The organism is Acinetobacter sp. ANC 3781 (genome assembly GCF_004331285.1).
In the GTDB taxonomy this organism is placed as follows: domain Bacteria; phylum Pseudomonadota; class Gammaproteobacteria; order Pseudomonadales; family Moraxellaceae; genus Acinetobacter.
Genome location: NZ_SJOH01000005.1, coordinates 75,421 through 99,231 on the forward strand (window position 1 = coordinate 75,421; position 23,811 = coordinate 99,231).

Annotated in this window: 20 protein-coding genes and 4 tRNA genes; 9 read left to right on the forward strand and 15 right to left on the reverse strand. The window is 41.7% G+C overall.

The window, feature by feature from the left end; translation table 11 throughout:
• Positions 1–22: 22 nt before the first annotated feature.
• Entirely contained in the window at positions 23–2,062 is a 2,040-nt protein-coding gene (locus tag E0H89_RS05225; RefSeq protein ID WP_131215134.1) for a UvrD-helicase domain-containing protein, read from the reverse strand.
• Positions 2,063–2,187: 125 nt separating this feature from the next.
• Positions 2,188–2,838: a YiaD family glycine zipper/OmpA-like lipoprotein gene (locus E0H89_RS05230; protein WP_131215136.1), complete on the reverse strand. Its 651-nt coding sequence runs from the start codon at positions 2,836–2,838 to the stop codon at positions 2,188–2,190.
• A gap of 245 nt (positions 2,839–3,083) precedes the next feature.
• On the opposite strand from E0H89_RS05230, the gene yihG reads away from it, so the two are divergent.
• The 6 genes from yihG (at position 3,084) to E0H89_RS05260 (ending at position 7,641) form a co-directional block, all read left to right on the forward strand.
• On the forward strand, positions 3,084–4,007 hold the full coding sequence (gene yihG, locus E0H89_RS05235; RefSeq protein ID WP_131215138.1) for a 1-acylglycerol-3-phosphate O-acyltransferase, YihG family: 924 nt from the start codon (positions 3,084–3,086) through the stop codon (positions 4,005–4,007).
• 19 nt (positions 4,008–4,026) lie between these two features.
• The gene (locus E0H89_RS05240; RefSeq protein ID WP_131215140.1) at positions 4,027–5,079 is read left to right on the forward strand and encodes a preprotein translocase subunit SecA; all 1,053 of its coding nucleotides are present in this window, start codon (positions 4,027–4,029) and stop codon (positions 5,077–5,079) included.
• A 121-nt stretch (positions 5,080–5,200) separates the two neighbouring features.
• A complete protein-coding gene (gene minC / locus E0H89_RS05245) occupies positions 5,201–5,935 on the forward strand; it encodes a septum site-determining protein MinC (protein WP_131215142.1) in 735 nt (244 codons plus the stop codon).
• A 66-nt stretch (positions 5,936–6,001) separates the two neighbouring features.
• Positions 6,002–6,814 (forward strand): septum site-determining protein MinD, encoded by an 813-nt coding sequence (gene minD, locus E0H89_RS05250; protein ID WP_067862937.1) that lies wholly within the window; start codon positions 6,002–6,004, stop codon positions 6,812–6,814.
• A gap of 3 nt (positions 6,815–6,817) precedes the next feature.
• The gene (gene minE / locus E0H89_RS05255; protein WP_004648029.1) at positions 6,818–7,090 is read left to right on the forward strand and encodes a cell division topological specificity factor MinE; all 273 of its coding nucleotides are present in this window, start codon (positions 6,818–6,820) and stop codon (positions 7,088–7,090) included.
• Positions 7,091–7,353: 263 nt separating this feature from the next.
• Positions 7,354–7,641, forward strand: coding sequence for a PA4642 family protein (locus E0H89_RS05260; RefSeq protein WP_131215144.1), 288 nt, complete (start codon positions 7,354–7,356; stop codon positions 7,639–7,641).
• An 86-nt stretch (positions 7,642–7,727) separates the two neighbouring features.
• Here the strand turns inward: E0H89_RS05260 and E0H89_RS05265 are convergent, their stop codons facing one another.
• Both E0H89_RS05265 and E0H89_RS05270 read right to left on the reverse strand, forming a co-directional pair.
• The gene (locus tag E0H89_RS05265; RefSeq protein ID WP_131215146.1) at positions 7,728–8,630 is read right to left on the reverse strand and encodes an AEC family transporter; all 903 of its coding nucleotides are present in this window, start codon (positions 8,628–8,630) and stop codon (positions 7,728–7,730) included.
• A 149-nt stretch (positions 8,631–8,779) separates the two neighbouring features.
• Complete coding sequence (locus E0H89_RS05270) at positions 8,780–11,830, reverse strand: DNA translocase FtsK (protein WP_131215148.1); 3,051 nt, start codon at positions 11,828–11,830, stop codon at positions 8,780–8,782.
• 286 nt (positions 11,831–12,116) lie between these two features.
• Here E0H89_RS05270 and trxB point away from each other — a divergent pair, with 286 nt between their 5' ends.
• The 3 genes from trxB (at position 12,117) to E0H89_RS05285 (ending at position 14,755) form a co-directional block, all read left to right on the forward strand.
• On the forward strand, positions 12,117–13,073 hold the full coding sequence (trxB, locus tag E0H89_RS05275; RefSeq protein ID WP_131215150.1) for a thioredoxin-disulfide reductase: 957 nt from the start codon (positions 12,117–12,119) through the stop codon (positions 13,071–13,073).
• Positions 13,074–13,186: 113 nt separating this feature from the next.
• Positions 13,187–13,918 (forward strand): leucyl/phenylalanyl-tRNA--protein transferase, encoded by a 732-nt coding sequence (gene aat, locus E0H89_RS05280; protein WP_131215152.1) that lies wholly within the window; start codon positions 13,187–13,189, stop codon positions 13,916–13,918.
• A 21-nt stretch (positions 13,919–13,939) separates the two neighbouring features.
• Positions 13,940–14,755: an arginyltransferase gene (locus E0H89_RS05285; RefSeq protein WP_131215154.1), complete on the forward strand. Its 816-nt coding sequence runs from the start codon at positions 13,940–13,942 to the stop codon at positions 14,753–14,755.
• A 6-nt stretch (positions 14,756–14,761) separates the two neighbouring features.
• Here E0H89_RS05285 and rimI read toward each other — a convergent pair whose 3' ends face one another.
• The 11 genes from rimI to gspD all read right to left on the reverse strand — a co-directional run bounded on the left by rimI (position 14,762) and on the right by gspD (position 23,778).
• Positions 14,762–15,220, reverse strand: a complete 459-nt coding sequence (gene rimI, locus E0H89_RS05290) for a ribosomal protein S18-alanine N-acetyltransferase (protein WP_131215156.1) — start codon at positions 15,218–15,220, stop codon at positions 14,762–14,764.
• Between the two features lie 102 nt (positions 15,221–15,322).
• Entirely contained in the window at positions 15,323–16,204 is an 882-nt protein-coding gene (locus tag E0H89_RS05295; protein ID WP_131215157.1) for a metal-dependent hydrolase, read from the reverse strand.
• 274 nt (positions 16,205–16,478) lie between these two features.
• Positions 16,479–17,669, reverse strand: a complete 1,191-nt coding sequence (gene tuf / locus E0H89_RS05300; RefSeq protein WP_131215160.1) for an elongation factor Tu — start codon at positions 17,667–17,669, stop codon at positions 16,479–16,481.
• A 149-nt stretch (positions 17,670–17,818) separates the two neighbouring features.
• A tRNA-Thr gene (locus E0H89_RS05305) sits at positions 17,819–17,893 on the reverse strand.
• A gap of 14 nt (positions 17,894–17,907) precedes the next feature.
• Positions 17,908–17,983: transfer RNA gene (locus E0H89_RS05310), tRNA-Gly, on the reverse strand.
• 37 nt (positions 17,984–18,020) lie between these two features.
• A tRNA-Tyr gene (locus tag E0H89_RS05315) sits at positions 18,021–18,104 on the reverse strand.
• Positions 18,105–18,158: 54 nt separating this feature from the next.
• Positions 18,159–18,234 (reverse strand) — tRNA-Thr (locus E0H89_RS05320).
• 98 nt (positions 18,235–18,332) lie between these two features.
• The gene (trpE, locus tag E0H89_RS05325) at positions 18,333–19,826 is read right to left on the reverse strand and encodes an anthranilate synthase component I (protein WP_131215161.1); all 1,494 of its coding nucleotides are present in this window, start codon (positions 19,824–19,826) and stop codon (positions 18,333–18,335) included.
• Positions 19,827–19,938: 112 nt separating this feature from the next.
• Complete coding sequence (locus E0H89_RS05330; RefSeq protein WP_131215163.1) at positions 19,939–20,610, reverse strand: HAD-IA family hydrolase; 672 nt, start codon at positions 20,608–20,610, stop codon at positions 19,939–19,941.
• 93 nt (positions 20,611–20,703) lie between these two features.
• Positions 20,704–21,438: an FHA domain-containing protein gene (locus E0H89_RS05335; protein ID WP_131215165.1), complete on the reverse strand. Its 735-nt coding sequence runs from the start codon at positions 21,436–21,438 to the stop codon at positions 20,704–20,706.
• Positions 21,439–21,507: 69 nt separating this feature from the next.
• The gene (gene gspD / locus E0H89_RS05340) at positions 21,508–23,778 is read right to left on the reverse strand and encodes a type II secretion system secretin GspD (protein WP_131215167.1); all 2,271 of its coding nucleotides are present in this window, start codon (positions 23,776–23,778) and stop codon (positions 21,508–21,510) included.
• Between the last annotated feature and the right edge of the window lie 33 nt (positions 23,779–23,811).

The following is a 23,811-nucleotide window of genomic DNA, read 5'->3' on the forward strand; positions in this document are numbered from 1 at the left end:
ATTGCATGGTTTAAAGAGTGGATTAACGCTTAATTAGCGCACGTAAATTTTCGAGATAATGCTGTGCTTGTAATTTTGGATCAATATTACCTGCCAATTTTTTCTTGCGACCCAGCCAGTCCAAATCATCTTGCGGCAATTCATCCAGAAAGCGACTTGGGGTCATTTGCTTCATTTGTCCGCCATTTTTACGCTGTTCGGCCAGCGTAATGGTTAAGCCTTGCCGTGCGCGAGTAATTCCCACGTACATTAAACGGCGCTCCTCCTCAACGGTTTCTGCAGCAATCGAATTTTTATGCGGTAGTAATTCTTCTTCCAGACCAATCAGATATACATAAGGAAATTCAAGACCTTTTGAAGCATGCAAAGTCAGTAAATTAACCTTGTCGGTATCTTCTTCTTCCTTCTGCTGCTCGAGCATATCCAGCAACACCATTTTACGAATCACACTTTCAATGTTTTTTTCATCGACATCTTCAGCGCGATTAATCAGACTTTGAATGCTGCTGTACAAAATTTCAATATTATCGAGCTTGGTTTTTTCTTGCGCGGGTGTTGCTGCCTGCTCTTTAATGTAATCGATATAGCCGGCTTCAAGCATCATCTGACGAATAATCGGCACTGGCTCGTCATCTTCCAGCAAGTTACGGGTGAAGCTACCAATAAAATCGGCAAATTCTGCCAGTTGTGTGGTGGCTTTTTTCGGAATCACCATGGTCAAGCGCTGATCACCCGCTGCTGTTAATAATGACAGATGATTTTCCTGCGCGAATAATCCCAACTTCTCCAAAGTCACCGGACCAATCGCACGTTTAGGCGTATTAATAATGCGCAAAAAAGCACTGTCATCTTCTGGATTAATGATGATACGTAAATAACTCATTATGTCTTTGATTTCAGCACGACCAAAGAATGACTGACCACCAGATAATTTATACGGAATTTGCATTTGACGTAGTTGTGTTTCTAAAACACGAGCCTGGAAATTACCCCGATATAAAATCGCATAATCTTTCCAGCTTTTGCCATTCATCAGCTTATGAGTGATGATATCTTTAACCACGCGTTCAGCTTCATCATCATCATTACGGCAAGTAATGACACGAATCACTTCACCATGACCTTTATCTGACCAGAGCTTTTTTTCAAAAATATGTGGATTGTTACCAATGACTGTATTGGCAGCTTTTAAAATACGACTGGTCGAACGATAATTCTGCTCGAGTTTGATCACTTTTAAATTAGGAAAATCTTCCTTCAACAACGCCATATTTTCAGGCTTTGCACCACGCCATGCATAGATCGACTGATCATCATCCCCTACCGCGGTGAATTGACCCATCACACCAACCAGCAGTTTGACCAGAATATACTGCGCAGTATTGGTATCTTGATATTCGTCGACCAACAGGTAACGAACACGGTTTTGCCACTTATCCCGGACTTCGGCATTTTCTTGTAATAAACGGGTCGGCATTACAATCAAGTCATCGAAATCGACCGCATTATAGGCACGCAAGTTGCGCTCATACAGTTGATACAAATGCGCAAATTGCACGTCTTCTGCTGTTTCGCATGTGGTATGCGCTTGTTCGGGTGGAATCAGATCATTTTTCCAGTCCGAAATCATTCTCATGGCTTTGGCAATCAGTTCTTTACTTTCGGCACCGGACAAATTATCACGATGCATTAAGTCCATCAGAATGCGCTTGCAATCATCGGCATCTAAAATTGAAAAATTATTTTTTAAGGGTGTATGTTTCAGTTCTAGACGCAGTAAATTCAAACCGAAGGTGTGGAAAGTCGAAACTGAAAGACCTTTGGCCTCTTCACGAGACAATAATTTTCCGACACGCTCTTTCATTTCACGTGCAGCTTTGTTGGTAAAGGTCATTGCAGTAATACGATATGCAGGAATACCGCAGTTCTGAACCAAATGGGCAACTTTTCGTGTGATTACGGATGTTTTACCTGACCCAGCCCCTGCAAGTACTAACAAGGGTCCTTGAGTGTATTTCATGGCTTCAAGTTGCTTGTCATTGAGTTGACTTGCCGACGACATAGGATTTCCTCGTTTTGATTCGAGCTAGATTATAGTCGGGTCAGACAAACTTTCATAACCTAAAATACAGGTTTGACATTTATAAAAAAACCACCCGAAGGTGGTTTTTATACATTCAGTAAAACTTATTGAACTGCGTAAATGCTAATTTCTACACGACGGTTTTGTTCTTTACCTGCTGCAGTTGAATTGCTTGCGATCGGGTTCGCTGAACCTTGACCTTGTGCATTAATGCGTGAAGTAGAAACACCTTTAGATGCAAGATAGCTAGCTACTGATTGTGCACGTGCTTGAGACAGTGGAATATTGATTGAGTCATTACCTGAACTATCGGTATAACCGGTTACCAAAATACCGCTCTTGTTATCTTCAGTTAAAGTTTGCGCAACTTTGTTCAAAGTAGCATAGAAGTTCGGCTTGATATTTGATTTGTTGGTATCAAAAGTAATGCTACCAGGCATTACTAAACCGACAGAACCATCTGGATTACGGTTTACGTCTACACCCGTACCAGCCATCTGTTGACGAAGTTTTTTCTCTTTGTTGTCCAGATAAACACCCGCAGCACCGCCCACTACAGCACCAATTGCTGCTGCACGATTATTTTGTGCACTGGTATTAGCATTGCCTTTGGAAATACCATAACCTGCTGCAGCGCCAATTAAGCCACCTAAAGCAGTTTTGTCATATTCTACGCCACCTAAGTTATTACCTGTTGTCGAACAACCTGATAATACCATTGCCCCTACTACTGCTGAAATTGCTAGTGCACGCATTGCATGCCTCCTTCTTGTGTTTTATCGTATAGTGGAATGATGAATTAAAAAAAATGGGCATACCATTGATTTTTTGTAAATAATATAAGCCCCAGTTACATTTTGTAATAATCTATGCGGGTGATCAAGATCCCTTGGTCACAATTTCTACATAGTTATATGAATAGGCTTTTTAATTTTAAATTCTACAATTATATTAAATGGTGAAAAAAATTAGGCGACTTCATCTTTAGGACCGTTCTTCTATGTCATCGCAAATCAAGAAGCAATCTATATTAAAAAAATTATCTCGTGGATTAACTGTAGGCTCAGTGATTACCGGAAGTACGTTTTTTCATGGCCCTCCAGTGCTTGCATTGGGCTTGACTAAACTGGTCAAAAAATCACGTAAAGTAGACGAAACTAATATTCAGATTACCAACAGTTGGCTCGGTGTCAATAATTGGCTGATCGATCATGTCTTACCTCATTTAAAATGGGATATTAGTATTGATGACGATTTAGATCTGAGCATGCAGGGTCGTTACCTGATGACCTGTAACCATCAAAGCTGGGTCGATACTACGGTGAATCAATATTTTGGTTTAACCCGTATGCCCCTGACCCGTTTCTTTACCAAGTGGGAACTGATCTTTATTCCGTTCGTTGGACAAGCCTTTAAAATCTTGGGTTTTCCAATGATGAAACGTCATAGCAAGGAACAAATTGCTAAAAATCCAGAGCTCAAAACACGTGATATAGAAGAATCACGCAAGGCCTGTGAACAATTATTGAGTCAACCTTTTACCTTGCTGAACTATTTAGAAGGTACGCGTTTTACCCCAGAGAAACATGACGCACAGCAATCTCCCTATAAGCACCTCCTCAAACCTAAAGCGGGTGGCTTAGCTTTGGCCCTAAATATTTTAGGTGACAAAATTGATGCCCTGGTAGATATGACCATTGTTTATCCTGATGGCGCACCAGGCTATGGCGATTTTTGGTTGGGTGATGTTAATCGTATTGCAGTCAATTTGCGTAAAATTGAGATTCCAGATTGGGCTTTAAGTGGCAATTACGAAGAGGATGCTGAATATCGTGAACACTTTCAGCAATGGGTCGATGAGTTATGGACTGAGAAAGATCAACTAATTGAACGCATGAAACAAGACTTGGCTGCAAAAGCATAAATAACATTTAAGGAAGAAAATGAAGCAAGATGACAAAATAGCCAAGCCGACCTTTCATTTCGTGAAAAAAGATTCTTGGGGCTGGAAAGTTGCACTGTGCTATGACATTTTTATGATGCTTTTGATCATCATCAACTTGTTTTGCTTAAGTGCCAATGCCATTCTCATGAGTGATTTTGGTGGTTGGTTATTTAACTTTATCCATCTTCCTGAACTATTGCAGTTTTATAGGACAGAATTACGTCCTTGGGTAATTATTACCGAAAGTTGGTTTACCAGTTTTCTTGTGATTGAACTGCTGATCCGTTGGGGAATTGCCATCATCGGGCAACATCATAAACGCTGGTTTTTCTTTCCTTTTATTCATTGGTATGAAATTCTGTCGATTATTCCACAACTGCGTTTTTTGCGTTTATTACGTGCCGGTTCAATCGCCTACAACCTGCATGAACATGGCTATAAAGTGATTCCTGATAGTTGGTATAAGCGTGCCAACTTTTATTACCATCTGGTGCTCGAGGAACTCACTAGCCGTATTGTAATTACTGTTTTAGATAGTATAAAACATGAACTTTCCACCAGTACCACGCATAAAAAACTGATTGAAGATTTGGTCGCCCATCACCGTGAAATGTTCGCCACTGCCCTTGCCGATATTTTACAAGAATCTTTGGGCAAAGAGTTGCAAGCGCAAAGAGTGACCATTGCAAAAAATGTCGGAAGTATTGTGAATCAGGCGATTGAAGATACGCCTGAATTAACACAATTATTACGTCTAATTCCGATTGTGGGTGGACGTATAGAACAGCAGATTCAAAGTATTGGGCAACGTTTGGGTGAAAATATTACCCAAGGACTGATTGAGCCTTTCGCTCAAAGTAATAAAAACAAAGAAAATCTGACTTATTTAGAAATTTCGAATAGAATCAGTCAAATACAGTTTGAAAATAACATCCATGTTGAAAAACTGGTTGAGTCTGCCGTTTTTGAGAGCTTAGAAGCGATTCGTCAACAGGTTAAAATAAAGCAATGGCAACAAATGCTGGAACAACATGATCAAGTTAAAGAATGATCATCAGATAAAAATATTTAAAACGTTGCTAGAGAAATCATTCAATTTGTTCTAGGATTTGCTCTATTTACAACATCACTTCGACATAAAATGAATGAGTCAGAAGTATTAAGGAATAATTATGGCTGATATACGGATAAAGGGCAGAATGGTCAATGCGATTCGCATTAACTTAGATACCAATGATCATGATGCAATCCGCCAGCAACTCGCGCCAATGCTACAAAAAGCATTTCCACCGGGTACATTAGTTGTGATCGAAAGTTCAGTTGACCAAGAACTTATTGCCTTAATTCAATTATTGATCAGCCTAGAAGTACAACCTATGGCTGTAACTGAAGGTTTACTTGCTGATCAAGCGCGCGCAATTCAATTTCCTGTTCTGCCTTCAGACACTAAACCCTTGCAACGTATTAAACCGACTAAAGAACAGGTCGTTGAAGTAGAAGCCGACACTACCAGTAATAATGAAGCGGAAAATTCAGAGAAATCAGAGGAAAAACCTGCCCGTGTGGTGAGTCATGTGACCTCTTATCACGATGAAATTCTGCGGACTGGCCAATGCCTGGTACAAGATCATGGCGATATTATTCTCAATGCAGGCATTAATAGTGGGTCTGAAGTGATTGCTTCAGGAAATATACATATTTATGGTAGCGCGCGTGGTAGAGTCATCGCCGGCGTAGGCGGGAACGGTGCAGCACGTATTTTCTGCCATTCCCTAGAAGCAGAACTGGTATCGATTGCAGGTACATATTGTGTAGCAGATGACATTCCACAGCATGTCCTCAAAAAAGCTGTGCATATTTGCTTGAATGATCAACAAGAACTTATGTTTGAAGTTCTCGAGTTTTAATGTATAAATAAACACCAAAAGCCCCATATCTAAAAGGGGATTTGAACCATAACAGGAGTGGATTCGGTGGCGAAAATTGTTGTCGTAACATCAGGCAAAGGTGGTGTAGGTAAAACTACGACTAGTGCATCTTTTGCAACAGGTTTAGCCCTTCGCGGTCACAAAACTGTTGTGATCGATTTTGACGTGGGGTTACGTAACCTAGATTTAATCATGGGTTGTGAACGCCGTGTTGTTTATGATTTTGTGAATGTTTTAAATAACGAAGCTCGTCTTCAACAAGCGCTTATTCGCGATAAAGATATTGAGAACTTATATATCCTTCCTGCATCACAAACCCGTGATAAAGATGCCTTGACAGATGAGGGTGTCGCACGTGTAATGGATGAACTTTCGCAAGAATTTGATTACATTATTTGTGACTCACCTGCGGGAATCGAGCGCGGTGCAATCATGGCGATGTACCATGCTGATGAAGCGATCATTGTGACCAATCCTGAGATTTCTTCAGTACGTGACTCTGACCGCATTATTGGAATGCTCGACAGCAAAACCAAAAAAGTAGAACAGAACGAAGGTCGTATCCGTAAACATTTGTGTATTACACGATTTAATCCAGAACGTGCTGATAAACAAGAAATGTTAACGATTGACGATATTTCTAAAGATATTTTACGCGTACCAACACTGGGTGTCATTCCTGAGTGTCCAAGCGTATTACAAGCATCAAATGAAGGTAAACCAGTGATTCTGTTTACTGAAGATGCAGCAGGTCAGGCTTATGATGACTTGGTAGCACGCTTTTTGGGTGAAGAACGTCCTTACCGTCACATTTCGGTAAAACCTAAAGGTTGGTTAGCACGATTATTTGGAGCGTAAGAAATGGCAGGATTCTGGAGTAAATTATTCAGCAACGATGATAAACCTTCAAGCGCACAAACTGCTAAAGATCGCTTAAAAGTAATTGTTGCCTCTGAGCAAGGTTTAGGTAAACGCTTAAGCCAAGACAAAATTGACCAAATGAAGAAAGAAATCATGCAGGTGGTCAATCGTTACGTTCGTGGTGTAGATGAGCAGCATATTCAAATGTCTGTTCGTTCTGAAGCAAACATCGAAATGTTAGAAATGAATATCAATTTGCCTGAAGAGCGATAATCTGAATTCTGATTAGTCAAGCAAATTGAATCAAGGCAAAATATGAGGCTGGATCAGTAAAGTACTACTTTGCCCAGCCGCAAGATGAGAAGCTGTGCTTCGAATGGACTGGATCAGCAAACTTAAAGCACTGCTTTAAGGACTTGCCCAGCCTCCAGACGAGAAACTGTGCTTCACAGTTGGCCCGGTCAAGTAAAACTACTTTCTCTTGTCCTTCATATTTTGCTTTTTTATTTTATTCAATTTACCAAGGAGAGATTGCGATGGCATTATCTCAGCCAGCAACGTTCAATGAAGAATGGTCAGACGAGCGTGTATTTGCCTATTTAACACAGCTTCCTCCTGCAGGCGTGAATGCCGATTTTCACGTGCTTTATCACGCATTCAAACATATGCGTCCAAATGACTATGAACGCTTATTGACGCAATTCGTTGCCGATGGTCGTGATGTCAATGCAACCAATCCTGAAGGCCAACGCATTCATGATGTGATTGCTGAATACCCTCGTCAAAGCGAAGGCTTCTTAGAAGTTTTGGCTAAGTTTGCCTAATTTATAAAAGTACAGCTAAAAACAAAAAAGCCTGTCTGTTTAAATAATACCGACAGGCTTTTTTATGAGAAGCCAAGACAATCACATTAAGTTAGCAATATCATTAGTACAGGAAACGTGACTGCAAAACATAGTGTTTGTAGACTAATAATACCTGCCATCAGTTGACTGTCCCCCTGAAAATAACGGGTTAAAATATAAGAAGCAGAGGCAGTAGGCAAAGCAAAAAAGACCACCAATATAGTGGTTTCAAAATGATTTAAATTTAATGCATAACAAATCAAATAAGCCAAACATGGCATTAGCAATAAACGTCCCAAAGTATTCAACAAGAGTCTTGAATAATCATGTTTCAATTCTGCAAACTGTAAGGCAGCGCCTACAGAAATTAATCCCAATGGCAAACTCATACTGGCTAAAATCTTAAACAATTGTTCCACACCAGAAAATAATGACAATTGCAGCAGATTAAAAACAATTCCAACCACACAGCCCAGGATCAAGGGGTTTTTTATCAAAGAAAGTAGAATTTGTGTCGTTTTTAAACCCTGCCCTTGGGAAAAAGCCAGCACTGAAATCACATTGACCAAAGGAATTGTCAACGCAATTATCATGGCAAACATTTGCATGCCCTGAGCGCCGAACAGCAATGAAATAATGGATAAACCCATATAGGTATTAAAACGAATATGACTTTGCACATACACGCCAAAACGCGCAATTGGGATATGAAATAAGGCCTTCACTATCCATAGCGTTAAAGTGCTCATAATGATGACAATAAATAGAGCTACTAGCATCTGAGCAAAGGTTGCAAGTTCCAGTTTTATATAAGCCAGATTATTAAAAAGTAATACCGGAAATAAAATTAAATAATTCAGTTTTTCAGCGCCACGCCAAAATTCATCCGTTAAAAACTGCACCCTTTTAAAGGCATAACCCATGGCAATTAAAATAATTAATGGAAACAAAGTCATTACCATATTCATTCTCTATTTTTCATCCCTAAATGTTATTTCCATTGCCTGACGTGAATAATCTTTATCGCCATCATGATTATGCATGTAACTTTAAAATAAGTATTTTTAATGTCCAGAAAAAGGCCTGCATAAGCAGGCCTTGAACTCAGTATAGAAATTTAGACTAAAATTTCACGTTTACCGTTGGCACCCATACTACTAACAATTCCATTTTCTTCCATCTGATCAATAATACGTGCAGCACGATTATAACCAAGGCTAAACTTACGCTGTAACGACGAGGTTGAAGCCTTGCGTGTTTCCAGAACAAAGGACACACACTGGTCATATAAGGCATCTCGATCCGAACCACCATCACCATCTTCAAAACCACGTGAAGTTGGTTCTTCATCATAAGGCGTCAGAATTTCATCAACATAATTCGGAGCAGCACGTTCACGCCATGCATCACAAATATTGTTTACTTCATCATCGGAAATAAAAGCTCCATGAACACGTTCAGGCTCAATTTTACCCGGTCCTAGGAACAGCATGTCACCATGACCTAATAGGTCCTCTGCACCACCCGCATCCAAAATAGTCCGTGAGTCAATCTTACTGTTTACCCGTAAAGCCACACGAGTTGGAATATTGGCTTTAATCAACCCGGTAATCACATCCACCGATGGACGCTGAGTTGCAAGTAACAAGTGAATACCAGCTGCACGAGATTTTTGCGCCAAACGAGTAATCATCTCTTCAGCTTTTTTACCTACCTGCATAATCATGTCGGCAAATTCGTCGGCAACAATCACAATGGATGGCAACGGCGTTAAACGTGGTGCACGCTCTCCTACAACTGAGTCGCTCGCTTTCCAAGTCGGATCAATTAAGTCTTCACCATTGGCAATCGCTTCATCGACCTTGCGGTTGTAGTCACTGAGTTTACGAATCTTCAAGTAAGACATCAGCTTGTAGCGACGTTCCATTTCATTGACACACCAGTTTAATGCATTGACGGCATCTTTCATGTCAGTCACGACTGGCGTAAGTAAATGTGGAATATCGTTATAGTTGGCAAGTTCCAGCTGTTTCGGGTCAATCAAAATTAAACGTAACTGGTCAGGCGTATATTTTAACAGCATCGATAAAATCATCGAGTTCACTGCCACCGATTTACCTGAACCGGTTGTCCCTGCGACCAGCATATGCGGTGCTTTACCTAAGTCAGCAATGACCGGATTACCCGAAATATCTTTACCCATCGCCATCGAAAGAATGCTATTGGGGTCGGTAAAAGCAGGAATGGTCAGCAACTCAATCAGACGCACCATTTCACGGGCACTATTCGGTACTTCAATTCCGATATATGGTTTACCCGGAATCACTTCAACCACACGAACCGAGGCCATTGACATAGAACGTGCAAGATCGCGGGAAATATTGGTGACTTTAGACGCCTTCACCCCTGGTGCCAAATCCAGCTCAAAACGCGTTACCACAGGCCCGGGTTGTGCTTCAACCACTTTGGCTTTGACATTAAACTCTTGCAGTTTAATCTCTAAAAGTTCAGATAAACGTGCTAACTGTTCAGCAGTAAAGTTCACTTTTTTATTTGGATCAACTTTATCCAGTAAATCCAGTCCCGGTAATGGGGACAAATCTTTACGACGTGCCGCAACCTGCATCGCAAGTGACATCGGACGACCTGAGGCATCGGTTAATGGTGCATCAAAATCGAACTCATCTTCCTCGACGGGTTTACCTGCCGTTTCCTGCCACACTTCACGGAACACATCTTTATTTGATGAAATTAAAGCTTTTTCATCCTCCGAAATAACCGGCTGCTGAATCTGGGTCTTTATTTGGCTGCTTATAAAGGCTGAAGATTGTGCATAACTACTGGTACTACGTACTGGAGCAGGTTTTTCTTCAATATCATCAATCAGCAAATCATCAAACAATAGATCATCAAGTCCATCAAACTCATTATCTAAGGCTATATTCTTAGGTGTAGGATGGTTCGAAGATGAAGCTGCTAGAGTAGGTGCAATTACAATCTTTTCTTCAACACTGGAGAGCAAAGATTCACTGTCTACATGATTAAATGGGGTATGCACATCCGTCGCTGTTTTTCCATTGGGAACAGCGGCAAGTAATTCATCAAAAATTTCATCATCATCCCAGTCCAAATTCTGTTTAGACTGTGGTGTAGCGATTGATGCAGGCTGCTCATGTACAAATGTCTTAAAATGTTCATTTGGTGTATGCAGATCAGATTCTTCTGCAGCTTTTAACAAGGCATCAATATCTTGTTTATGTTTTTGATTTTCATCCGAGTTTAATGCACGCCAAACTTCACCGGTTGCCACCACACGTCGAGTATTTTCTTCTAGGCGATGTGCTTTTTCCAAGACTTGTGCGAATTCTGCTTCATCTTCAGCATCAATGAGTTGCTGTTGTGCATATTGTTCTTTTTCTACCATATCGTTAAACAAGCGTTCCGCAGCCTGATCTCGCACCAGAGATGAGGTCTCTGGAATTTCACGATGTTCTGGAGCAGATGTTAAAGTTTCTGTGGCTATTTTTTGTTTGACACTGGCCACTGATTTTTTGATTTCAGGTGCCGTACGATCAAATGCAGACTCGCTTTCCGGAACATTTTTATAGAATAAGTCTTGTAAATAAGCAGGAGTCGCTTTAAGCGTAACCCATGTTTTATTCCACTTCACTCCAAATGCCAAGGTAAATAGCACCACCCAAAACACCACTAGAAATAAGGTCGCACCATAAATCGTTAAAATTTGAGACAGACTTTGCCCCAATTCATAACCAATAATACCGCCAGATGCATTGTCTAGGGTATCTGCCGGAACTTGCCAAAATAAATACAGTAAACTTGCTGTCGCCAGTAAAATAAAGAACTGTGCAGCATAACGGAAAGGCTTATTCAAAAAGCTATACGGCCACCAGACCTGAATTGCCTCGACAAATAGAAAGATTGGAATGAGTAAACTTGCCCAGCCCAAGAAACCGAACAGTAAATCTGCAATCCAGGCACCTGCCACACCGCTGGCATTCGATACCTGCTGTGTATCACTGGAAATATGCATCCAGCCTGGATCAAAAGGCGTATAAGTCACTGTTGCAAGGAATAAATAAATTCCAAAAGAGACTAAAAATAATGTCATTATTAAGCGCTGTGCGTAAGCACTCGACACCGCAGTCATATACTGTCCTGTAACCAATTTTTCATTCATGTTTTTGTAAGAAACTAAGACAAAATAGTTTCGCAATTAAACTCGATATTATGCACCTGTTCCAAGGAAAAAGATGCAATATTATGTATAGGCTGTGGATGCCTATACTATCAATGCAGTATCTAGCACCGCATGGTTATTGTATATAGCTCAAATCGATTTCAATGATCAATAATATCGACATCGAACGCACACAACTGTTATCGAGTTTCACGTATAATTTCACAAATTTCTAAATAAAAAAAGGATGCCGCGAATGAGCGCTCGTCACTCACGTTTGATTATTCTAGGTTCAGGGCCTGCTGGTTATAGCGCAGCTGTATATGCTGCACGTGCCAACTTAAAGCCAATGCTGATTGCAGGCTTACAATTGGGTGGTCAATTGACCACGACAACTGAAGTCGACAACTGGCCGGGTGACCCTGAAGGTTTAACAGGCCCTGCACTCATGGAACGTATGCAGGCGCATGCTGAACGCTTTGGTACAGAGATTGTCTATGACCATATCAACGAAGTTGATTTAAGCGTTCGTCCATTCGTTTTAAAAGGCGATATGGAAGAGTTCACTTGTGATGCATTAATCATTGCAACTGGCGCTACTGCACAATATTTGGGTCTTGAATCTGAAGCTGCATTCATGGGTCAAGGTGTCAGCGCATGTGCAACCTGTGACGGTTTCTTCTATAAAAACCAAAAAGTTATGGTTGTGGGTGGCGGTAATACTGCGGTTGAAGAAGCCTTATATCTTTCAAACATTGCTTCACACGTGACTTTAGTTCACCGTCGTGATTCTTTGCGTTCAGAGAAAATTCTGCAAGACCATCTGTTCGAGAAAGAGAAAGAAGACAAAATTAGCATCATCTGGAATCATCAGGTAGATGAAGTTCTGGGTGACAGCAAGTCAGGGGTAACTGCTGTTCGTCTGCAATCGACTCAAGATGGCTCTAAGCAAGATGTAGAAGTCACCGGCTTATTTGTTGCCATTGGTCATAAGCCAAACAGCGGCATGTTTGAAGGTCAATTGAACTTACGTGATGGTTATATTCAAGTTCACAGTGGTACAGCAGGTAATGCGACTGCTACTTCTGTAGCCGGTGTATTTGCTGCCGGTGATATTGCGGATAGCGTTTACCGTCAGGCGATTACCTCAGCGGGTTCAGGCTGTATGGCTGCGCTGGATGCTGAAAAATATCTTGATGCTTTAGCTGACTGATTTAAACAAATCAATTCAACTCAATAAAAACCGTCCTTCACTGGGCGGTTTTTTGTATGATAAAAATCACAACCGCTTATTGCGAGTTTTTCTTTTCGTTCAGGCTGAATCCCATGCATCCATTAGCACCCTCAGAATTTATTTTTCCCGATCCCATCGAAGCTGATCCCGATGATCAGGGGTTAATTTGCATCGGTGCCGACCTCTCCCCTGCTACGCTTTTTGAAGCTTATACTCACGGTCTGTTTCCATGGTTTAGTGAGGGCGAGCCTATTTGCTGGTGGAGCCCTGAACCACGTTGCATTATCCGTCCGCTAGATTATCATCCTAGCAAGTCCTTAATTCGCAATATGAAAAAGTTTGATTATAAAATTACAATTAATCAAGCGTTTGAACACGTCATTCGTTCCTGCTCCCTACCACGCAATTATGCGGAAGATACCTGGATTTCTGAAGAGATTATTGATGGATACTGCCAATTATTTGATGCAGGCTATGGGTATAGTATTGAGGTTTGGGATGAAAGCAAAGTGGTGGGTGGTTTGTATGGCGTGACCATTGGACGTGGCTGTTTTGGTGAATCAATGTTTAGCACCCAAACCGATGTTTCTAAAATGGCTTTTTATACTTTAATGCTCATTGGTCAGGAAAATCATCTGCCTTGGATTGACTGCCAACTGGTCAATGACCACCTTTTAAGCTTGGGTGCTTGCACACTTTCTCGCCAAGCGTATCTTAATTCGTTACAAGATGTTGTTAAACAGCCCTCTATAGATTGGAAAAAATATCAAGAGGGTGTATTTTCAAGTAAAACAATAGCGCAACACGCACAATTAATTGAATGAAAATAACAGAGGGATCTTGCTATGAATTCGTATCACCCAAAGTCCCTATTGAATGATTTGCAGTATTATATTACCCCACCGCATAGCTGTAGTTACCTGGAAAATAAATCAGCGCGGATGGTCTTTTTAGATCCTGCACATCGCATTGACGTGGTCAGTCTATCTGAACTTTCTCGTGTCGGTTTTCGTCGTAGTGGCGATTTTGTTTATCGTCCTGAATGTCACTTATGCCGTCAATGCTTGTCTAGTCGAGTACCTGTTGCTGATTTTCACATGAACAGTACGCAAAAAAAAGCCTGGAAACGCAATCAAGACCTAAGCATCAAAATTACGCGTACTGCGGATGCATCTGATCTTCATTATACCTTGTATGAACGCTATATCAATGAGCGTCATGCCGATGGCGATATGTTCCCACCCAGCCTAGATCAATTCGAAAAATTTTTAGTGCATAGCTGCACGGACAGTTTTTTTCTCGAATTCTGGAAAGATGACAAACTTATTTGCGTATCAAGTTGTGATCCTTTAGATGATGGAGTTTCTGCGGTTTATACTTTTTTCGATCCTGATGAGAGTCGACGTTCACTTGGCGTATTTGCAGTACTTAAACAAATTGAACATGCACGAGCTTTAAATTTGCCTTATGTGTATTTAGGTTATTGGGTGCCGCATTCCAATAAAATGAATTACAAATCTCAATATGTACCTTTGGAGCTACTGATTGATGGACAATGGCGCCGATTAAACCGTTTGCTCAATCAAGAAGAAATTCAACAATTGGGAAACTCGCTCATGACGACATTACCCTCTGGATGGAATAACCCAATTATCAAATAGTATTAGTTATTTAAAAAGCTGTGAAAAATCATCACTGCATGATTTCACCATAATAATGGCATGCTCGCGTGAGCCATCAGGATTGGGATAATAATTTCTACGTAAATCAATCTGATGAAAGCCGGCTTTTTCATACAGTGCAACCGCAGTTTGATTACTTTCTCGCACTTCTAAAAAAATTTGTAGCGGATTATTTTTCAATTGGGCAATTGAAGCTTCAAGCAATTGATAACCTAATCCCTTGCCCTGCTGACTCGGATGAATAGCCATCAGTAAAAGATTGGCTTCATCCAAAACAGGTTGCAAGATACAAAAACCGACCACCTGTCCTTGATGCTCAATCACGGTACTAATATAAGAATCAATGGATTCTTCAAACTGTTTTGCCGTCCATGGATGGCTTTGTACCAATTGCTCAATTTGCGTGATGCGACTTACATCCGCTTTTTGCATTAAACGAATCATCTTCGTTCATCTTTTAAATACCAGAAGTTTCGCATTATAGAAACTTTGCATAAAAAATCGAGAAAAAAGGGCAATATTTATTGCCCCAAGAGTTAATACTGCTTAAAAACCTAATTTAACTTTCCAAGTGTCTAGCAAACTGACAGTATCCAAATCATTCGGATGAAAACCTGGTTTAAAATAAGCCAGCATTTCCTTACCCATGCCGGCAATAATGCCTGTAGAGGGTTTATAGGCATAAGCATAAATTTCTTTTAATGATTTAAGATTTAGCTGTTTATCCTCTTTTAATAAGCGTGCAAGAAAATAAGATTGAGTGATAAAAAGAATTACCATTGCTAAGCTTAAAGAGCTGGTACGTAATATATAGGCTTTAAGACCTCGACCAAACACGCCCTCAAAAACATCGTAGGCTACCGCTTTATGCTCATTTTCTTCAATTGCATGCCACGCCCACATGGTTGCCATCGTCTGGTCCGTCATCAGCTCTTGAATATGCGGATTACGCAGCAATTCAGACGCAATAGTGGCGGTGAAATGCTCAAGTGCGGTAGTTGCAGTTAAATCAATCATTTCCTGCGTAATACCTAAAGGTTTTGCCATTTTTACGAATATTCTACGGAAAGTTTGAATCACACTATCTGTTTTTGATTCTAAAGCAGCAATATCATGCCCATATTTTTGTGCTGAAGCATTAAAACCGACATGCTCATGGGTATGCATGGCTTCTTGACCAATAAATGCACTGATTTCTTTTTGTAAGTGCTGATTATCTTTAATAGCAGGATGGTGGCGAACAGCTCGAACACTATCAATAAAAAATTTTTCACCTGCCGGAAATAATGCAGACAATGCCGTCATAAAATGGGTAAGACCTGGCGAGCCATTCATCCAGTATTCTGGCACATTATTAAAATCGAAATTCATTCGACGTACAGGAAAGCTTGCACCTGCACGATTGGTAATATTGACCTTTGCATTCATGACTTTTACTCCTATCTAGCAAAATAATATTGCTCAATTCACTTATGTTTGTTTTTCTTAATTCCTATATTACGTATTTAAAAATTTGCTATAAGTGCAGATAAGGTCAGGAAAATATCAGTTAAGGACATGAAGAGAAATAAAGTGCTACTTTATTTTGACGCAAGGGAAAAAATGATAAGTGAAATTATTTTTGACTTAAAAACCCAAGTAAAGAAATGTTAGCCATAAAAAAGCGCCCCCAAAGGAGCGCTTTTTATACAATCAATACTGATTATAGAGTTACTTTAGCAACTACACCAGCACCCACTGTACGACCACCTTCACGGATCGCAAAACGTAGACCTGGGTCCATTGCGATTGGGTGGATCAATTCTACTGACATTTCAACGTTGTCACCAGGCATTACCATTTCCACGCCTTCTTGTAATTGGATTGCGCCAGTTACGTCAGTTGTACGGAAATAGAATTGTGGACGGTAACCGTTAAGGAATGGAGTATGACGGCCACCCTCTTCTTTAGAAAGTACGTATACTTCTGCGTCGAATTTAGTATGCGGTTTGATTGTACCTGGTTTAGCAAGTACTTGACCACGTTGAACGTCTTCACGTTTAGTACCACGTAGAAGAACACCACAGTTCTCGCCAGCACGACCTTCGTCAAGCAATTTACGGAACATTTCTACGCCAGTTACAGTCGTTACAACTGTATCTTTAATACCAACGATTTCAACTGATTCGCCAACTTTAACGATACCAGATTCAACACGGCCTGTTACTACAGTACCACGACCTGAAATTGAGAATACGTCTTCGATTGGCATCAAGAATGCTTTGTCGATTGCGCGTTCTGGTTCAGGAATGTAAGAATCAAGCGCAGCAACCAATTCGATTACAGCAGATTCGCCATACGGACCTTCATTACCATTCAATGCTTGAAGCGCTGAACCACGGATGATTGGAGTGTCATCACCTGGGAAGTCATAAGTAGAAAGAAGTTCACGAACTTCCATTTCTACCAATTCAAGTAATTCTTCATCATCAACAAGGTCACACTTGTTAAGGAATACAAGAATGTAAGGTACACCAACCTGACGAGAAAGAAGGATGTGTTCACGAGTCTGTGGCATAGGACCATCAGTCGCAGCACATACAAGGATCGCGCCGTCCATTTGAGCAGCACCAGTGATCATGTTTTTAACATAATCGGCGTGACCTGGACAGTCTACGTGAGCGTAGTGACGAGTTGGAGAATCGTATTCTACGTGTGAAGTATTAATGGTAATACCACGCGCTTTTTCTTCTGGTGCAGAGTCAATTGCTGCGTAATCTTTAGCTTCACCGCCGTAAGTTTTTGCACAAATCGTTGCAATTGCAGCAGTTAAAGTTGTTTTACCATGGTCGACGTGACCAATTGTACCCACGTTTACGTGTGGCTTATTACGTTCAAACTTAGCCTTAGCCATGATCATCTTCCTCGTTTACGTCGAACACGGTCTTAAACAACTCAGCTTCGACAGGTCACCTAAAAAACTAAACACCCAATACTTGAAAAGCAGACTAATAAGCCTGCTTTCTTTTAAAACTTTGTGAACAAGTCACTAAACTGTATATCTGGAGCTCTTATCCAGATTTGAACTGGAGACCTCTCCCTTACCAAGGGAGTGCTCTACCACTGAGCTATAAGAGCAATAAAATCTTCGATGGAGCGGGAGACGAGGGTCGAACTCGCGACATGCAGCTTGGAAGGCTGCCGCTCTACCAACTGAGCTACTCCCGCATATTGGTACAACTACACTGTATCGAATTTCTTAAATTGGTGGTGAGGGAAGGATTCGAACCTTCGAAACTTTCGTAGCGGAGTTACAGTCCGCCCCCTTTGACCGCTCGGGAACCTCACCACATACACTTATTTCAGTGTCATCCTTCAACTTAACTATTCAAACACTCTAAGATGGTGCCGGCACACGGATTCGAACTGTGGACCTACTGATTACAAGTCAGTTGCTCTACCAACTGAGCTATGCCGGCGTTTCTTAGTGTTTCGTACGTTTCGTATCGGAACGGTGTGCAGTTTAGCAAAACTCTGAATCCTTGCAAGTGTTTTTTTAAAAAAAAACTCCAAAAACTCACAAAATCAATCCATTTGACGATAATTCAACCGCTTTGATCACTGCGCGAGCTTTTATTTGGGTCTCATTCCATTCAGATTCAGGATTTGAGTCCACCACCAGCCCCGCTCCGGCCTGTACATAGACCTTATTTTCCCGAATAACACAGGTTCGAATGGCAATCGACATGTCCATTTCACCATGCCAGCCTAAATAACCGACAGCACCACCGAAAACTCCACGTTTTACCGGTTCGACCTGGTCAATAATTTCCATGGCACGGATTTTCGGTGCCCCAGAAAGTGTTCCGGCCGGGAAAGTGGCTTTAAAGACATCCAAAGCATCAACATCATCGCGAACCTCCCCCTGTACATTGGAGACAATGTGCATCACATGCGAATAACGCTCAATTACCATTTGATCCGTGACTTGTACTTTGCCAATTTTTGACACGCGTCCGACATCATTTCGTCCCAGGTCAATCAGCATCAGATGTTCAGCAATCTCTTTTTCATCAGACAACAGGTCTTTTTCTAATGCTAAATCTTCCTCTTTGGTCTTGCCACGTGGGCGTGTACCTGCCAGTGGACGAACTGTGGCAATACCATTTTCCAGACGCGACAGAATTTCCGGAGAAGATCCCACAATGTGGAATGGTTTTTTATTGTCTAAGGTTTGACCTTGCACCAGAAACAAATACGGTGATGGATTAAGATGACGTAGCGCACGGTATACCTGTAATGGCTCACCATCAAAATCTGACACCATACGATGACCCGGCACCACTTGCATCACATCACCTGCACGGATGTACTCTTTGACGGTTTCAATCGACTCAAGATATTTTTCTTTGCCTGTGAGCGATTCAAAATGCGGTGCGGTATGTTTTTTCGCTTGCAGACTGATCGGTTGAGCCAGTACTGCTTCCAAAGCATCTAATTGTTGTTGGGCCCGAGCGTAAGCATCAGGATCATGGACATCTGCATGGACGATCAAGAACAAAGTATCTTTCAAGTTATCAAACACGATCACTGTTTTAGACAGCATCATCCAGATATCGGGTAAACCGACCGGATCGGCTGTCGGCACATTGGTCAAACGCGGTTCAATATAACGCACCGCATCATAGCCAAAGTAACCCACTAACCCCCCGGTAAAGCTCGGCAAGGCTGGCAGGTCCTTTTGCGTTGGCACATGAAATTGAGATTGGAAATCACGAATATATTGAAATGGATCGCTACAAACTTGGGTTTCAATTGAACCATCGCCTTGCTGGATGGTTAAAATACTTTCATTGCATGAAAAAACAGTCGATTCACCCAAACCAATAATGGAGTAACGCGCCCAGTTTTCACCACCTTCAACCGATTCAAATAAATAGGCTTGTTGATGGTCTTTAAGGCGCGCAAACACGGAAAGTGGCGTTTCAGTATCAGCCAAACGCTGACGGTAAACAGGAATAAGGTTGTAACCGTCAGATTTCAAGCTGTCGAACTGAGTTTGAGTGGTCATGAGTATTCTCTATTTTCGATATGGGCTTATTTAAGTTAGTTTTGGTATTATCTGCTTAGTGTCGCCATCGAAAAGCCATACAATTTCTCATTCCAATATCCTTACTTTTAAATTATTTCACGAGTAATTCTGTTAAATCATCGACCACTTGTTGCGGCTGGCAGTCCTGAATATTTTCACCATGATTATAGCCATAGCTAACCACAATACAATCCACTCCTGCACGTCGTGCTGCTTCTACATCATTACTGGAATCGCCCAGCATTAATACCTGGTCTTTTGCCAGCTGATATTCATCAACACAGAATAGCAGTTGGCGCGGATGCGGCTTGCGCTCTTCAAAGCGATCGCCACCAATCACATCGACAAAATATTTGCTTAAGCCCAAGGATTCCACAATCATGCGCGCCGGTTGTTCCGGCTTGTTGGTCACGCAGATCATTTGTTTGTTATTACTTAAACCCCAGTCGAGAAAATCTACCACCCCATTAAAAGGCTGAGTGTCTACACATGGCTCGGCATTATAAATTTCTAAAAATGTGTCTAATAATTGTTTATGTTGAGCAGGATCGACCTGTCCGGTTAAATACTGCAAAGTGCTATAACAAAAAAGCGATGTACCCTTACCCACCCACGTCCGAACCTGTTCTTCAGTTACTTCCGGTAATTGCAAGACATTCAGACTCATATTCATGGCGCGATATAAATCAGATGCGGAATCCACCAATGTGCCATCCAAGTCAAATAAAATAAGTTCACGACTTGCCAAGTTTGCTACAGACATCTTATTCCTCTCTTGATTCATCTCACACAACAACATCCAGTCATACAATAAAGGCATGCGATTGCATGCCTTTATTGTATGTCGAGCGCACCCTTATTTAAATAACAACCATGCGATGATTGCAAGGATAATCAAGGCAATAATGGTCATTAAGCCAACCGATGCATTTTTCTGCTCGTTTTTATCTAGCTCAACACGGGATACTGGCTCTTCAATTGCAACAGGCTGCGGTTCAGGCTGTGCTTTTGTGATATCAATTCCTTCCGGAATAGGCGCAGGTTTCGGGATTGCAACGCCTTGCGGCATACCATCACGACTGACCTGAACATTACTATCGCGCTCTTTCAGCTCAGGCATACCTTGCTCATTCATTTGTTGAGCAACTGTTTTCGATGCTTCCTCCGCTTCTGCGGCTGCTGTTTCAGAAACCGCAACAGCTTCCGAAGGCTGTTCAGTAGCAGGAATCACTTCTGTTTCCGCTGCTACAGGTTCAGCTGCAACTTCAACGGGTTCAATCACTAGAGGCGCAATATCTTTAGCTGGCTCAAGAACTGAAAATTTTAAACTGGCAAACTGAATAATATCACCTTGTTTTAACAAGGTTTCATGTTCAATCTGTAAATCATTGAGGAATGTGCCGTTAGATGAGTTTAAATCCTGTACCCACAAGGCTTGGTCTTTTAGCAAGAAAGCCGCATGCTTGCGCGAAATTTCCGCTGCTTGCAATACAATATCTGCGCTCTGATGACGACCGACCACCATATCACGGTCGATGCTAATTTCTTGTCCCGTCAATTCACCGGTAATTGCTTGTATTTTCCAAGTCATGAAATGCACTTCTCTTTGCGATTTTTTTTCATCATATCACGGCAAATCTTCAAGTCTTTACATCCTCTGTTAAGAACCTGATCGAATCGTGGTCGTGGTTACGGTATTTTTGGTTCGTTCAACCTCAGATTGAGGGGCCTGAATAACTTGCCGTTGCACCACAGGCTCAATCGCTACAGGAGTGCTAATCGTAGTGGCATTGGACCGGCTCTGCGCACCTGATGGTACCGTTTGATAATCCGGCACTTTAGGAGCTGAAGGCGTAACTGGCAGTCTTTGCTGATAAATATCATCCACATTTTCCGGTAACTTAGAGAAAGTGCCATCCTGATCCATGGCCAACTGCAAGCTATATAACTGACTGTAACGTTGCTGCGATAAACGCTTCACATCTTTAGCATCACCAACAATAGTGGGATGAATAAAGACCAATAGATTGCGTTTTTCATTCGATTTAACATCAGATCTAAACAAACGCCCAATTCCCGGAATAGCGCCCAAGCCCGGTACAGACTGACGACCATGAATCGAGTTATCCGAAATTAAACCGCCCAACACGATGGTCTGACCATGCTCAGCCAAAATTGAGGTTTTGATGGCACGTTTACTGGTGACCAAATCCTGCGCTTCACCTTTTGCTTGTACTGCAGAAACTTCCTGCTCGACTTCTAAGCGAACCGAGCCACCTTCACCAATATGCGGCACCACTTTTAAAGTCACACCGACATCTTTACGTTCCACCGTGGTATAGGGATTAATCCCGGCTGTGGTCGTGGCGACAGAACCTGTAACAAAGGGTACGTTCTGCCCCACCACAATATAGGCTTCTTCATTGTCCATGGTCACAATGGATGGCGTGGAAAGTAAATTGGATTTTGTATTACTTTTGAGTGCCTGAATCAGTGCACCATAAAGTCGACGAGATCCATCACTGCCTTCCTTGTAATCTCCAAGAATCAGTGAGGTGCCTTTTAACCCAGCTGCTGCGGCACCTAAACCGGCAGCACCACCCGTTAAATAACCACCGGCTAAACTCGCCAGACTTGCCCCTGCATTATCAAAGCTAATCAATCCGATGCCACTACTTAAGTCACCCAAGGCCCATTGCACACCGAGTTGATCGGCATCACTTCCTTCCACTTCAATGATGGCAGCCTCAATGAGTACCTGTTGACGACGGATGTCCAGTTGTTGAATGGCCGATTCAATTTCGCGCATCAATTGTGGATCAGCTTTCACCACCAGCGCATTTTGGCTGTCATCGGCAATAATACTGATCCCATTACCATTAAAACTGGTGATGCTATTTTGAGTGTTACTATTCGATCCACCACCCAGATTAATACTTGGGGTTGAAATACTAGATGAGCCACTGCTTGAAGTATTCGAGTTATTACTGCTGAGATTATTCATCGTATTACTGGTATTCGACGATGAACTGTTCGACTTTGATGAACCTGAAACTGCCTGACCAGTAACCAAGCCTTGTAAAATTTCCGCCAGATTCTTGGCACTGGCATATTTTAAACGAAAGACTTTGAGTCCACCTAACCGATCTGCCGCAGGCACATCCAGCATTTCAATCATTTGGCGGATACGTTTACGGGTTGCAGTATCGCCTTTCAGCACAATCCGGTTGGTACGCGTGTCGGCAATGATGCGAATACGTGAGCCTTTTAAATCTTTGGCTGCGCCAGTCGAACTCATTGATTCCAGTAAACCAATCATTTCTTCCGCTTGACTGGATTGCAGCGTTACCGCTTCAATATCGTTTTGTCCGGTACCATCCAGGTTACGAATAATAGTTTCAAGCTGATAAATATTACTGGCACGGTCTGAAACAATCAGCGCATTGGTCCCTGCGACCGCGGATAAATGCGCGAACTGTGGCATTAAAGGACGAATTGCAGGAATCAAGTCATTTGGATTGGTATTTTCCAGCCAAATCACCCGAGTCACAATTTGATCACCCGTGGCACGCTGTTTGCCATCATAAGGAATACCGGAACTTTTAACATTGCTATCCGGTACCAATTTGATGGTATTGCCCGAAGGAATAGCCACCACGCCATTCACATTCAACACACCCAGAAATAACTCGTAAACTTCAGCTTTATTTAAAGGTTTATTTGAAATTACCGTCACATTGCCACGCACACGCGGATCGACAGCAAAATTTTTCCCCGTAATGTCTGCAACTTCATTAATGAACGCTGTTAAATCAGCGTCACGTAAGTTGATTTTCCATGTCTGTGCGTGACTTGCAGTACTCACCATAGCAATAAGTGGGGCAGTTGCAAATAAGGTCCAGACTGAACGATGATGATTAAATAAAGCCATAAAATTCCGTGCTTCCTAACCCTATAATGTGAC

Bases quoted from the DNA above. Each gene is read 5' to 3' on its own strand.
- E0H89_RS05225 (WP_131215134.1), bottom strand. From the start codon at position 2,062: ATGTCGTCGGCAAGTCAACTCAATGACAAGCAACTTGAAGCCATGAAA.
- E0H89_RS05230 (WP_131215136.1), bottom strand. From the start codon at position 2,838: ATGCGTGCACTAGCAATTTCAGCAGTAGTAGGGGCAATGGTATTATCA.
- yihG (WP_131215138.1), top strand. From the start codon at position 3,084: ATGTCATCGCAAATCAAGAAGCAATCTATATTAAAAAAATTATCTCGT.
- E0H89_RS05240 (WP_131215140.1), top strand. From the start codon at position 4,027: ATGAAGCAAGATGACAAAATAGCCAAGCCGACCTTTCATTTCGTGAAA.
- minC (WP_131215142.1), top strand. From the start codon at position 5,201: ATGGCTGATATACGGATAAAGGGCAGAATGGTCAATGCGATTCGCATT.
- minE (WP_004648029.1), top strand. From the start codon at position 6,818: ATGGCAGGATTCTGGAGTAAATTATTCAGCAACGATGATAAACCTTCA.
- E0H89_RS05260 (WP_131215144.1), top strand. From the start codon at position 7,354: ATGGCATTATCTCAGCCAGCAACGTTCAATGAAGAATGGTCAGACGAG.
- E0H89_RS05265 (WP_131215146.1), bottom strand. From the start codon at position 8,630: ATGAATATGGTAATGACTTTGTTTCCATTAATTATTTTAATTGCCATG.
- E0H89_RS05270 (WP_131215148.1), bottom strand. From the start codon at position 11,830: ATGACTGCGGTGTCGAGTGCTTACGCACAGCGCTTAATAATGACATTA.
- trxB (WP_131215150.1), top strand. From the start codon at position 12,117: ATGAGCGCTCGTCACTCACGTTTGATTATTCTAGGTTCAGGGCCTGCT.
- aat (WP_131215152.1), top strand. From the start codon at position 13,187: ATGCATCCATTAGCACCCTCAGAATTTATTTTTCCCGATCCCATCGAA.
- E0H89_RS05285 (WP_131215154.1), top strand. From the start codon at position 13,940: ATGAATTCGTATCACCCAAAGTCCCTATTGAATGATTTGCAGTATTAT.
- rimI (WP_131215156.1), bottom strand. From the start codon at position 15,220: ATGATTCGTTTAATGCAAAAAGCGGATGTAAGTCGCATCACGCAAATT.
- E0H89_RS05295 (WP_131215157.1), bottom strand. From the start codon at position 16,204: ATGAATGCAAAGGTCAATATTACCAATCGTGCAGGTGCAAGCTTTCCT.
- tuf (WP_131215160.1), bottom strand. From the start codon at position 17,669: ATGGCTAAGGCTAAGTTTGAACGTAATAAGCCACACGTAAACGTGGGT.
- trpE (WP_131215161.1), bottom strand. From the start codon at position 19,826: ATGACCACTCAAACTCAGTTCGACAGCTTGAAATCTGACGGTTACAAC.
- E0H89_RS05330 (WP_131215163.1), bottom strand. From the start codon at position 20,610: ATGTCTGTAGCAAACTTGGCAAGTCGTGAACTTATTTTATTTGACTTG.
- E0H89_RS05335 (WP_131215165.1), bottom strand. From the start codon at position 21,438: ATGACTTGGAAAATACAAGCAATTACCGGTGAATTGACGGGACAAGAA.
- gspD (WP_131215167.1), bottom strand. From the start codon at position 23,778: ATGGCTTTATTTAATCATCATCGTTCAGTCTGGACCTTATTTGCAACT.